The organism is Micrococcus sp. (assembly GCF_030523875.1).
Taxonomy (GTDB): domain Bacteria; phylum Actinomycetota; class Actinomycetes; order Actinomycetales; family Micrococcaceae; genus Micrococcus.
Genome location: NZ_JAUNHR010000016.1, coordinates 23,801 through 36,052, shown reverse-complemented (window position 1 = coordinate 36,052; position 12,252 = coordinate 23,801). Strand labels below are relative to the sequence as shown.

Below are 12,252 nucleotides of genomic sequence, written 5' to 3'. Positions count from 1 at the left end.
GGGACCCGGACGCCGCGCTCCTCGGCGACCTCGACGGCCCGCGAGTAGCCGGCGTCGACGTGACGGATCACGCCCATGGCCGGGTCGTTGGTCAGCAGCGCCTCGAGCTTGGCCGCGGCCAGCTCGGTGCCGTCCGCCAGGCCCACCTGGCCGGCGTGGATGGAGCGGCCGATGCCGACGCCGCCGCCGTGGTGGATGGACACCCACGTGGCGCCGGAGGAGGTGGCGGTCAGGGCGTTCAGCAGCGGCCAGTCGGCGATCGCGTCGGAGCCGTCCAGCATGGACTCGGTCTCGCGGTACGGGGAGGCCACAGAGCCGGAGTCCAGGTGGTCGCGGCCGATCGCGATCGGCGCCTTGACCTTGCCCTCGGCGACGAGCCTGTTGAAGAGCAGGCCGGCCTTGTGACGCTCGTTGTAGCCGAGCCAGCAGATGCGGGCCGGCAGGCCCTCGAACTCCACGAACTCGGCGGCGCCGTCGAGCCAGCGGTGCAGGTGCTCGTTCTCGGGGAACAGCTCCTTGAGCGCCTCGTCGGTGACCTTGATGTCCTCCGGGTCGCCGGAGAGGGCGACCCAGCGGAACGGGCCGAGGCCCTCGCAGAACAGCGGGCGGATGTAGGCCGGGACGAAGCCGGGGAACTCGAAGGCGCGGGAGTAGCCGGCCTTGCGGGCCTCGTCGCGGATGGAGTTGCCGTAGTCGAAGACCTCGGCGCCGGCGTCCTGGAAGCCGACCATGGCCTCGACCTGGCGGGCCATGGACTCCTGGGCCTTCTTGGTGAAGGTGTCCGGGTCGGCCTCGGCCTCGGCGTGCCACTCGGCCTCGCTGATCTCCAGCGGCAGGTAGGACAGCGGGTCGTGCGCGGAGGTCTGGTCGGTGACGATGTCGATCTCCACCTCGCCGGCCTGGTGGCGCTTCAGCAGCTCCGGGAACACCTCGGCGGCGTTGCCCACGAGGCCCACGGAGACGGCCTCGCCGTCGCGCTTGGCCTGCATGACGCGCTCGATCGCCTTGTCGATGTCCGTCTCCACCTCGTGGAGGTAGCGCTTGCCCATGCGGCGGCGCAGGCGCTCCTCGGAGACGTCCACGATCAGGCAGACGCCACCGTTGAGGGTGACGGCCAGGGGCTGGGCGCCGCCCATGCCGCCGCAGCCGCCGGTGAGGGTCAGGGTGCCCTTGAGCGTGCCGTCGTACTTCTTGCGGCCGATCGCGGCGAAGGTCTCGTAGGTGCCCTGCAGGATGCCCTGCGTGGCGATGTAGATCCAGGAGCCGGCGGTCATCTGGCCGTACATCATGAGGCCCTCGGCCTCCAGCTTGCGGAAGGTGGGCCAGTCGGCCCAGTCGCCCACGAGGTTCGAGTTGGCGATCAGCACGCGCGGGGCCCACTTGTTGGTGCGCACGACGCCGACGGGCTTGCCGGACTGCACCAGCAGGGTCTCGTCCTCCTCGAGGTCCTTGAGGGTCTCGACGATCGCGTCGAAGGCCTCCCACGAGCGGGCGGCGCGGCCGGTGCCGCCGTAGACCACGAGGTCCTCGGGACGCTCGGCGACCTCGGGGTCGAGGTTGTTCATGAGCATCCGCAGGGGCGCCTCGGTCTGCCACGACTTGGCGGAGATCTCGGTGCCGCGCGGGGCGCGGATCGTGCGGGACGGATCGTGCTGGGTGAAGCCCTCGACCATGGCGGGTCCTCTCGTGACCGGTGGTGTCGTCGTCGCCGCCGGCCCTTCCACGCACCGGCAGGCATGTGCCACCTATTGAAACAGTGGTCCCGCTCACGTGCAAGTGCGGGCCACCTCACGCCCGACCACTAGGCTCCCAGGACATGACCACCTCCCCGACCCGCACCGTGGACCGCGCCCTCGGCCTGCTGTCCGCGGTGGCGGAGCAGCCCTCCCTGAGCCTGGCCGAGGCCGCCCGCGCCACCGACCTGCCCGCCTCCACGGCGCTGCGCCTGCTGCGCACCCTCGAGGGAGCGGGCCTCGTGGCCCGGGACGACGACGGCCTGTTCCACCCCGGGCCCAGCCTCATCCGCCTGGGCGCGCGCGCCTTCACCCGGGAGCCGCTGGTGGACCTCTCCCGCGCCCCCATGCGGGAGGTGGTGGCCCGCACCGGCGAGTCCGTCTACCTGTCCGTGGCCGCCGGCCCGTCCGAGGCCGTGTACCTGGCCATCGAGGAGGGCACCCACTCCGTCCGGCACACCAACTGGGCCGGGCGCACCGTGCCCCTCGAGGGCACCGCGGTGGGCGAGGCGCTCAGCGGGCACGTGGCCGCCGGGGCGTCGGTGCTGCGCACGGACACCGTGGAGTCGGACGTCACCGCCCTGTCCTCCCCCGTGGTGGTGCACGGCACGCCCGTGGGCGCCCTCAGCACCCTCGTGCCCACCTACCGGTGCACCGACGAGCTCGCCGCGCGCTGCGGGGAGGCGCTCGTGGCCGCCACCGCGGAAGTCGCCCGCCGGCTCGGCGAGGGGTGAGCGGCACCTGCTCGCAGGGGCGGGTGAGGACGGCGGAAGGCCCCGACCGGATCGGTCGGGGCCTTCCTCTGTGAGGGGTCGGGCGGCGCGCCGGCGCCGGGCCCGATCGCGCGATCAGCGGCGGGAGGAGACGATGCCCGCCCACAGGCCGCCGAGCAGACCGGCCAGCGGCAGGATCCAGAACACGTGCGCGCCCAAGGACAGGGCCACGGTGTTCGAGAAGACGAAGATGATGCCGACGGCGGCCAGGAGGCCGCCGATCAGGCCGCCGATCGCGTAGCGCGCGGCAGAGCGGGCGGCGCCGCCCATGAGGATCACGACCAGGTAGCCCGCAGCGGCGGCGAGGGCCCCGCCCACCAGGCCGAAGAGCATCGACTGCATCGAGGCCACCCAGCCGCGGCCGGTCTCACCCATGGCCACCGCATGCTGGTCCGGGTCCAGGGACGCGGGGAAGTCCGTGCCGCCCTGATCGGGGAAGAGGAACATGCGGCCCAGCACGAAGGCCACGGTCAGGAGCGTCGCCATGATCAGGACGCGGTTGGTGAAGCCCCAGCCGTCCACGGGACGAGCGGGCTCCACGACCTCCGCCGGCACCACGGCGCGGCGCACGGGACGCTGCGGCTCCACGTGGCCGGAACGGGTCTGGACGGCGTGGGCGCCGCGCGTGTCGGTGACGCGCGGGGCGGCGGCCTGCGCCGGGACGGCGCGGTGACCGGTCTGGGCGGCGTGGGCGCCGTGAGCCTCGGTGTTCATCTGGGTGCTCCCTCGGTTCCGCCCCGGGGCGGGGCGCGGTGCGTGGCGCCGGACGCCGGGGCGCCCGTCGGTGATGGATCTGTCCCGATTCTAGGCGTCCGCGCCGGTGGGGCGGCAACGGTGACCGGCCCCGCCCCCGTCAGAGCAGCAGGCCCGCGGCCACGCCGCCGACGCCCAGGGGGATGTTGTAGTGCAGGAAGGTGGGCACGCACGTGTCCCAGATGTGGTCGTGCTGGCCGTCCGCGGCCAGGCCCGAGGTGGGGCCGAGGGTCGAGTCGGAGGCGGGCGAGCCGGCGTCGCCCAGGGCGCCGGCGGTGCCGATCAGCGCGGCCGTGGCCAACGGGGAGAAGCCGAGAGAGGCCGCCAGCGGCACGAAGATCGCCGCGATCACCGGCACCGTGCCGAACGACGTGCCGATCCCCAGGGTCACCACCAGGCCCACCGCCATCATCACGAGCGCGCCGGTCAGTCGGCTGTCGCCCGCCCAGCCGGCCATCGCGGCGACGAGCCCGTCCACGGCCCCGGTCTCGCTGAGCACGTTCGCGTAGCCGGAGGCGATCAGCATGACGAACGCGATGGTGCCCATCATGGCCACGCCGTCCGGGACGATCCGCTCGCCGGCCCGCCACGGCTCCGCGCGCAGCACGAACATCACCAGCACACCACCGAGAGCCGCCACCACGAGGGACTCGGACACGATCTGCAGCACCAGGGTGACGGTCAGCGCCACCACGGCCACGGTGTGCCGCCGACCCCAGGGCTCGGCGGCGTCCTCCGCGGAGCCGGTGGCGGGGGTCTCCACCACGCGGTACCCCCGGTCCCGGCGGTAGGTCACCAGGACGGCGACGACGAGGCCCGCCAGCATGCCCGCCGCCGGCAGCGCCATGGCCACGGGCATCATGCCGAGCTCCACGGTCATGCCGTGCTCCGCCATGGACTCCACCACGATCCCCTGGAAGATCAGCCCGAAGCCCAGCGGCACCAGGATGTACGGCGCTGTGAGGCCGAACGTCAGCGCGGCGGCCACGGCGCGGCGGTCCAGGCGCATGCGGTCGAACGCGGCGAGCATCGGCGGGATCAGCAGCGGGATGAACGCGATGTGCACGGGCACCACGTTCTGCGACAGGCACGCCAGCCCGGCCAGGGCGAAGACGACGCCGCCGCGCCGGCCCCGGATGCGCGGCACCAGAGCGGCCACCAGCTTCTCCGTGACACCGGAGCGGGAGACCATCACCGCAAGCACGCCCAGCAGCAGGTAGGCGAGCGCGGTCTGCCCCTGGCCGCCGAGCCCGTCGATGACCAGGTCCATGGTCTCGAAGGGCGTCCGCCCGCCGAGCAGGCCGGCCACGAGGGCCGCGATCAGCAGCGCGAGGATCACGTGCACGTGGGACAGCGCAAGCACGCAGAGCACGAGCACGGACACGAGCACGGGGTTCAGCAGGACGTCCACGGGGGCCTTCGGATCACGGAGCGGAGGGGAACGCCTCACCGTAGCGGCGGCCCCGGGCCGGCCCGGCTCCGTGTCCCGCCCGCGACGCACGACCCCCGCCCCCACCCTCCCCGGGGGCTCAGATGCTCAGGGCCGCGTCGTCGTCGTGCTGGTCGCGGGAGGGCAGCGGGACGGCGAAGACGTCCGTGCGGCGGTTGGCCAGCACCGGCAGGAACGCGCGGACCTCGTCGATGCGCTCACGGGTGACGTCCGCGGTGACGAGGGCCTCGGCCTCGTCGGTGAGTTCGGCGACGGTCAGGGCGAGCGGGTCGATGACCGCCGAGTGCCCCACGGTGGCCTCCGAGCGCGTGTCCGCCGCGGTCACCCACACGGTGTTCTCCACGGCGCGGGCGCGCAGCAGGGTGCGCCAGTGGTCCACCTTGTGCTCGCCCGCGAACCAGGCCGCGGGGATCGCGAGCACCTCGGCGCCGGCCGCGGCCAGGGCGCGGGAGACCTCGGGGAAGCGCAGGTCGTAGCAGGTCTGCAGGCCCACCCGGGCCCCCGCCACCTCCACCACGACGACGCCCCGGTCCCCCGGCGTGATCAGGTCCGACTCGCGGTGGTCGAACGCGTCGTAGAGGTGCAGCTTGCGGTAGGCGCCGATCACCGCGCCCTCGGCGTCCACGGCCACGAGCGTGTTGTACGGCCGGTCCCCCACCGCGGGCTCGTAGCCGCCGGCCACGATCGCCAGGCCGTGCTGCCGCGCCAGTCGCGCCAGACCCTCGGTGAACGGCTCCCACGCCCCCGTGACGGCGGCCGCGAAGTCCCCCTCGACCGCGCGGAAGGTGAACATCGTCTCCTCCGGCAGGACGAGCATGTCCGCCCCCTCCCGGGCCGCGCGGGCGGCCAGCCGGCCGACGACGGCCAGGTTGTCCTCCACACGGCCGGTGGGCCCGAACTGTCCGACGCTGATCCTCATGCGCGCCAGCCTAGCCACCGCCTCGGGACGGACGCGGATCTCCCCTGGTCAGACCGGCCCTCAGGCCTCAGGCTGGAGGGGTGCACCTCTGCAGGGGCGGCTCCGGGAGACGGACCCGACCCGGGAGGCACCCCAGACCCGGGACACAACCGCCCGGGCCGTCGAGACAGGAAGCAGTCACCCCATGAGCGCCAAGCAGCCCCCCATCCCCGGCACGCCGGGGCCGCAGACCCCCTCCCTCGAGGAGCCCACGCCGCAGACCGCGGGCGAGGCGCCCGTCGCCCCCGCCGCCCCGGACCAGTCCGGCCCGGCCACCGTGTCCCCCACGGGCCAGCCCACCGGCGCCGACCAGGCCGCCATGGCCCAGGGCTGCCCGTACCTGACCACGGCCCACGGGGTGCGCCTGGCGGACTCGGACCACTCCCTCAAGGCCGGCCGCCGCGGCCCGACCCTCCTGCAGGACCACCACCTGCGCGAGAAGATCAGCCACTTCGACCACGAGCGCATCCCGGAGCGCGTGGTCCACGCCCGCGGCGCCGGCGCCCACGGCGTGTTCCGCGGCTACGGCACCGCCGCCAAGATCACCCAGGCCGGCGTGTTCGCCAAGGACAAGGAGACCCCGGTCTTCGTGCGCTTCTCCACCGTGGCCGGCTCGCGCGGCTCGATGGATCTGGCCCGCGACACCCGCGGCTTCGCCACGAAGTTCTACACGGACGAGGGCACCTGGGACCTGGTGGGCAACAACATGCCGGTCTTCTTCGTGCAGGACGCCATGAAGTTCCCGGACGTGGTGCACTCCGTGAAGCCGCACCCGGACCGCGAGATCCCCCAGGCCCAGTCCGCGCACGACACGTTCTGGGACTTCGTCTCGCTGCACACCGAGGCGCAGCACCACACCATCTGGAACATGTCCGACCGCGGCATCCCGCGCTCGTACCGCACGATGGAGGGCTTCGGCGTCCACACCTACCGCTTCATCGCGGCGGACGGCACGACGTCGCTGGTCAAGTTCCACTGGAAGCCCGTCCTGGGCGTGCACTCGGTGACCTGGGAGGAGGCGCTGATCGCCAACGGCGCGGACCCGGACTTCCACCGCCGCGACCTCGCCGACGCCATCGAGGCCGGCGCGTTCCCGGAGTGGGAGCTCGGCGTCCAGGTGTTCGAGGACAACGAGGAACAGATGTTCGAGGGCATCGACCTGCTCGACCCCACCAAGCTGGTCCCGGAGGAGCTCGCCCCCGTGCAGCCGATCGGCCGCATGACCCTGAACGCGAACCCCTCGAACTACTTCGCGGAGACCGAGCAGGTGGCCTTCAACCCGGCCAACCTGGTCCCGGGCATCGACGTCACCAACGACCCGCTGCTGCAGGGCCGCCTGTTCTCCTACCTGGACACCCAGCTCTCCCGCCTCGGCGGTCCGAACTGGACCCAGCTGCCCATCAACCGCCCGCACGCCCCGGTCAACGACATGCTGCGCGACGGCATGCACCAGACCGCCGTGCACCGCGGCGTGGCCCCGTACCGCCCGAACTCCCTGGACGGCGGCATGCCGTTCGAGACCCCGGCGGACGAGCGCCCGTTCATCGACGCCCCGGCCCCGGTGGCGGAGTCGGTCAAGGAGCGCGCCCACGCGGCGTCCTTCGACGACCACTTCTCGCAGGCCCGCCTGTTCTTCCTCTCCCTCTCCGAGGTGGAGCGCGAGCACGTGGCGCAGGCCTACACCTTCGAGCTGGCCAAGTGCTACGAGGAGACCATCCGCGTGCGCCAGCTGCGCGCCCTCGCCGCGATCGACGCCCGCCTGGCGACGACCGTGGCGGACGGCCTGGGCCTCGAGGTCCCGGAGCCGGCCGAGGCCCCCGCGGACGTGCAGCCTTCGGCGGCGCTGTCCCAGATCGGGAGGACCTGGCCGGTGGACGGCCGCCAGGTCGGCCTCGTGGTGGGCCCGCAGGTGGACGAGAAGGAGCTCGGCGATGCCGTGCAGGGCGTCCACGACGCCGGCATGGTGCCGCTCGTGATCGCCCCGACGGGCGGCCCCGTGGCCGGTGAGGTCGTGGCGCAGCGCGCCTACCTCACCGCGGCCTCGATCGAGCTGGACGCCGTGGTGGTGCTCGGCGCCACCCCGCCCGCCCCGGACGCCCAGCACGGCCTGGACGCGAAGGCCGCGGCGGACGCCCCGGACGCGGTGGACCCGCGCGTCGCCAAGCTGGTGCAGGAGGCCTGGCGCCACGCCAAGGCGATCGTGGCCGTCGGCGAGGGCGCGTCCGTGCTGGACGAGCTCGGCGTGGCCGGCACCCCGGGCGTGCTCGCGGTGGACGGCGGCGCCGACGCCGTCGCCCAGCTGAAGGAGCTCATGCCCGCGCACCGCGTGTGGGAGCGCTTCCCCACCACGGGCCGCCTGGCCGACTGACCGGGCGCGTGACGAGGGGGCGGGGGCCGTGCGGTCCCCGCCCCCTCGGCGTCCCCGCCCTCGTTTTCGAGCGTGGAAAGGGGGGAATGGCCGCTTCTGAACGCGATATAGCGCCCTCTTCACGCTCGAAAGCGACTGGGTGGAGCGTGCCCTAGGGTGGCCCTCATCCGCGGCCGCCCCGGTCGCTCCCGCCCGAGGACACCACCATGACCGACCCGCACCGCTCCCCCGCCTCCGCCGCCCGTGGGCCGCGCCGGCTCACGACGGCGGCCCTCGCCGCCGCCGGTGCCCTCGCCCTGGCAGGGTGCTCACTGCTGGGCGGGGACGTGCCCCGCGTGGCCCTCCAGGAGGCCGAGGGCGTCCGCTGGTTGAGCGCTGAGGGGCCGCAGGAGCAGCCGTCGGGGCAGTCCAGCGCGCTGGTCACCGGCCCCCTGGGCCTGACGCCGGAGGGATGCCTGGCCGTGCTGCCGGACGGCCAGACGGCGGCGAGTGATCGGCGGCCGACGCTCGTGGCCTTCCCCAAGGCATCGCTGATGCTCGAGAACGGACGGGTGGTCGCCATGGACACCGGCGGCGGCCAGATTGTGGAGGCCGGCGTGGCCACCGGCTTCTCCGGCGGGCTGATCCCTGCGGCAGACCTCCCCCGGGACGTGCGGGACGCCGTCGCCTCCTGCGGGGTGCGCGGCGAGGTCCTGGTCACCGGCCCCCTCGGCTGACGCCCGACGGCGTGCCCCCTCGACCGCGTACTGGTGAGGACTCACCCTCATGCGGGCCCCATCCGGGCGGATGAGGGTGTGTTCTCACCAGAAAGGCGGCGGCGGGGACCGCTCGCGCGGACCGGTGGGCTCAGTCCTCGATCAGGTCCCGGATCTGCACGACCTGGTCGCGGCCCGGGCCCACGCCGACGGCGGAGATGCGGCAGCCGGAGAGGCGCTCAAGGGCCTTCAGGTAGGTCTGCGCGTTCTCCGGCAGGTCCTCGAAGGTGCGGGCGCCGGAGATGTCCTCGGTCCAGCCGTCGAAGTGCTCGTAGACCGGCTTCGCGTGGTGGAACTCGGTCTGCGTCATGGGCATGCGCTCGTGGCGCACGCCGTCCACGTCGTAGGCCACGCACACCGGGATCTTCTCGATCCCGGTCAGCACGTCCAGCTTGGTCACGAAGTAGTCCGTGAAGCCGTTGACGCGCGCGGCGTAGTGGGCCAGGACGGCGTCGTACCAGCCGGTGCGGCGGGGGCGGCCGGTGTTCACGCCGAACTCGCCGCCGGTGGTGCGCAGCTGCTCGCCCATCTCGTCGAAGAGCTCGGTGGGGAACGGCCCGGCGCCCACGCGCGTGGTGTACGCCTTCACGATCCCGATGGTCCGGGAGAACCGGGTGGGGCCGATGCCCGCGCCCACGGACGCGCCGCCGGCGGTGGGGTTGGAGGAGGTGACGAAGGGGTAGGTGCCGTGGTCCACGTCCAGGAAGGTGGCCTGGCCGCCCTCCATGAGCACCACCTGGCCCTCGTCGAGCGCGTCGTTGAGCAGGTTCACGGAGTCCACCACCATGGGGCGCAGGCGGTCGGCGAAGCCCAGGAAGTACTCGGCCACCTCGTCCACGGTGACGGCGCGGCGGTTGTAGAGCTTCACCAGGAGCTCGTTCTTCTGCTTGAGGGCGCCCTCGATCTTCTGGCGCAGGATGGACTCGTCGAAGATGTCCTGCACGCGGATGCCCAGCCGCGCCACCTTGTCCTGGTAGGTGGGGCCGATGCCTCGGCCGGTGGTGCCGATGGCCCGCTTGCCGAGGAAGCGCTCGGTGACCTTGTCCATGGTCTGGTGGTACGGCGCCACGAGGTGCGCGTTCGCGGAGATCTTGAGGTTGGCGCAGGAGTGCCCGCGGGACTCGAGCCCTTCGATCTCCTCGAACAGGGCCTCCAGGTTGATCACCACGCCGTTGCCGATCACCGGCACCGCATTGGGGGACAGGATGCCGGCGGGCAGGAGCTTGAGCTCGAACTTCTCCCCGTTGACGACGACGGTGTGCCCGGCGTTGTTGCCGCCGTTCGGCTTCACCACGTAGTCCACCCGGCCGCCCAGCAGGTCGGTGGCCTTGCCCTTGCCCTCGTCGCCCCACTGGGCTCCGACGATCGCGATCGCTGGCATGCTGCATCTCTCCTCAGGGCCCGACGGCGTGAAGCGGAGGGGCCCGCACATGGAAAACGCCCCCTGCTGTGCGCACGGAGGCCGTACTCCCGAATCCTACCAGCGTGATCCGGACCACGCCGGGGGGGCGGTCAGGCGCTCCCCCGGGCCGCCCGGGCGGCCGCAGCCCGCTCGACGGCCTCGAGGTAGGCGGTCCCCTTGCCGCAGCAGCCCCCGAGGCAGCAGTCGTCGTCGAGGTCGAAGTCTGCGGGGTCCGGCGCCACGACGCCGTCCGCGAGGGCGTCCTGGCGCAGCCGCTCGGCGATCCGTCGCCACTCGGGCCCGGCGGCGTCGGCGGACGGGGCGGTGGTCATGGCGGGCCTCCTCGGCGTGCCGGGTGCGGTCGGCGGCGCCCGCGGGCACGACGACGGGCGCCCACCACGCTAGCCGACCGGCCCGCCGGCGGAGCAGCACCGCGACAGCGCCAGGCAGGTTAAGGTGACCCACGTCACGCCCCCCCGGTCCCGAGGAGCCCCATGCCCAGCTCGCCGCCCCCCGTCACCCTCGACGGAGTCGTCCGCCGTGCCCCCGCCGGCGGGGACACCCTCTTCTCCCGCGCCATGGGCCCGGTCAACCGGCTGGTCGAGCGCTGGATTCCGTCCTCCCTGGTCTTCACGATCGTCCTGACCTTCGTGGTCGCCGCCCTGTGCCTGCTCCTCACGCCGGCGGGACCGGCCGACGTCGTGACCGGCTGGGGCGAGGGGCTCTCCGGCCTGCTCTCGTTCATCACGCAGATGGCGCTCGTGCTCATGCTCGGCCACATCCTCGCCAGCACCGGGCCCATCCGACGCCTGCTCGCCGCCCTGGGCGGGGTGCCCCGAACCCCGACGGCGGCCTACCTCTTCGTCTTCGTGGTGGCCGCCCTCGCCTCCCTCGTCACCTGGGGCCTGGGCCTCGTGGTCGGAGGGCTGCTCGCCCGCGAGGTCGCGGCGCAGGCGCGGGAGCGCGGCGTCGTCCTGCACTTCCCGATGCTCGTGGCCGCCGGCTTCGCGGGGTTCGTGGTGTGGCACATGGGGTACTCCGGCTCGGGGCCGCTGACCGCCGCCACGCCCGACTCGTTTCTGGCGGAGAGCCTCGGCGGGCGGACCGTTCCGGTCACGGAGACCACCTTCTCGGGGTGGAACATCGCGGCGGCCGCCGCCACGATCGTCGTGGTGGCGGGGGCCCTCACCCTCGTGGCCCCGCGCGACGCCGACCGGATCGTGGAGCTGCAGGTCGACGCGCGGGAGGGCGCGCTCGTCGAGGACCCCGTGGTGGAGACGCCGGCCGACCGCCTGGACGCCTCGCGCATCCCCACGACGCTGGTGGGCCTGCTGCTCGCGACGTACCTGGTGATGCACTTCGCGGGCGGCGGATCGCTCACCCTCGACATCGTGAACTGGTCCTTCCTCGCGCTGATCCTGCTGCTGACGCGCAGCCCGCACGAGCTGATCGGGCTGACGCAGCAGGCCGCCTCGCACGTGGGGGAGATCCTGCTGCAGTTCCCGCTGTACGCCGGCATCCTCGGGATGATGACGACCACCGGGCTGGTGGCGGTCCTGTCCGAGGCGTTCGTGGCCATCTCGACGCCGCAGACGTTCGGCCTGCTGGCGTTCCTGTCCGCCGGACTCGTGAACTTCTTCGTGCCCTCCGGGGGCGGGCAGTTCGCGGTGCAGGGACCGATCATGCTCTCGGCCGGCGCCGAGCTGGGCGTGGACCCGGCCGTCACGATCATGGCGGTCTCCTACGGCGACCAGTGGACCAACATGATCCAGCCGTTCTGGGCGATCCCCCTGCTGGCGATCGCCGGACTGAAGATGCGCGACATCCTCGGGTACACCACCGTCGTCCTGCTCGCCTCCGGGCTCGTGTTCGGCGCCACCCTGCTGCTCGTCTCCCTCTGAGCCCGGCCGTCACACCCGCGGCGGAGACCGAGGGTCGGAGAGGCCCTGACCCCCGTCCCGGACAGACGAAGGGCCCCGGATCAGCATCCGGGGCCCTGCGCCTGTCATCACTCACACCTTCATCTCTCGCACCTCGATGAAGTGGTCCCCACCGTACGG

Annotated in this window: 10 protein-coding genes; 4 read left to right on the top strand and 6 right to left on the bottom strand. The window is 73.1% G+C overall.

All coding sequences use genetic code 11. The features are described 5' to 3' along the window. Window positions 1-1,673: urocanate hydratase (locus Q4D18_RS03850; protein ID WP_303126000.1), on the bottom strand; the 1,673-nt coding region annotated here is incomplete at its 3' end. Between the two features lie 143 nt (window positions 1,674-1,816). On the opposite strand from Q4D18_RS03850, the gene Q4D18_RS03845 reads away from it, so the two are divergent. Next, entirely contained in the window at window positions 1,817-2,467 is a 651-nt protein-coding gene (locus Q4D18_RS03845; protein WP_303125999.1) for an IclR family transcriptional regulator, read from the top strand. A 114-nt stretch (window positions 2,468-2,581) separates the two neighbouring features. Here Q4D18_RS03845 and Q4D18_RS03840 read toward each other — a convergent pair whose 3' ends face one another. The 3 genes from Q4D18_RS03840 to Q4D18_RS03830 form a co-directional block, all read right to left on the bottom strand. Next, entirely contained in the window at window positions 2,582-3,220 is a 639-nt protein-coding gene (locus tag Q4D18_RS03840; protein ID WP_303125998.1) for a hypothetical protein, read from the bottom strand. 139 nt (window positions 3,221-3,359) lie between these two features. Further along, window positions 3,360-4,670 (bottom strand): Na+/H+ antiporter family protein, encoded by a 1,311-nt coding sequence (locus tag Q4D18_RS03835; protein ID WP_303125997.1) that lies wholly within the window; start codon window positions 4,668-4,670, stop codon window positions 3,360-3,362. A gap of 118 nt (window positions 4,671-4,788) precedes the next feature. Beyond that, a complete protein-coding gene (locus Q4D18_RS03830; protein WP_303125996.1) occupies window positions 4,789-5,628 on the bottom strand; it encodes a carbon-nitrogen hydrolase family protein in 840 nt (279 codons plus the stop codon). 184 nt (window positions 5,629-5,812) lie between these two features. Between Q4D18_RS03830 and Q4D18_RS03825 the strand changes: the two genes are divergently transcribed. After that, window positions 5,813-8,035, top strand: a complete 2,223-nt coding sequence (locus tag Q4D18_RS03825; RefSeq protein ID WP_303125993.1) for a catalase — start codon at window positions 5,813-5,815, stop codon at window positions 8,033-8,035. Between the two features lie 206 nt (window positions 8,036-8,241). Next, entirely contained in the window at window positions 8,242-8,751 is a 510-nt protein-coding gene (locus tag Q4D18_RS03820) for a hypothetical protein (RefSeq protein ID WP_303125991.1), read from the top strand. A gap of 130 nt (window positions 8,752-8,881) precedes the next feature. On the opposite strand, the gene Q4D18_RS03815 is transcribed toward Q4D18_RS03820, so the two are convergent. Both Q4D18_RS03815 and Q4D18_RS03810 read right to left on the bottom strand, forming a co-directional pair. After that, entirely contained in the window at window positions 8,882-10,171 is a 1,290-nt protein-coding gene (locus tag Q4D18_RS03815; RefSeq protein ID WP_303125989.1) for an adenylosuccinate synthase, read from the bottom strand. Window positions 10,172-10,302: 131 nt separating this feature from the next. After that, window positions 10,303-10,524, bottom strand: coding sequence for a hypothetical protein (locus Q4D18_RS03810; protein ID WP_303125987.1), 222 nt, complete (start codon window positions 10,522-10,524; stop codon window positions 10,303-10,305). Window positions 10,525-10,770: 246 nt separating this feature from the next. Here Q4D18_RS03810 and Q4D18_RS03805 point away from each other — a divergent pair, with 246 nt between their 5' ends. Then, on the top strand, window positions 10,771-12,093 hold the full coding sequence (locus tag Q4D18_RS03805) for a short-chain fatty acid transporter (RefSeq protein WP_303126004.1): 1,323 nt from the start codon (window positions 10,771-10,773) through the stop codon (window positions 12,091-12,093). The last annotated feature ends 159 nt before the right edge of the window (window positions 12,094-12,252 follow it).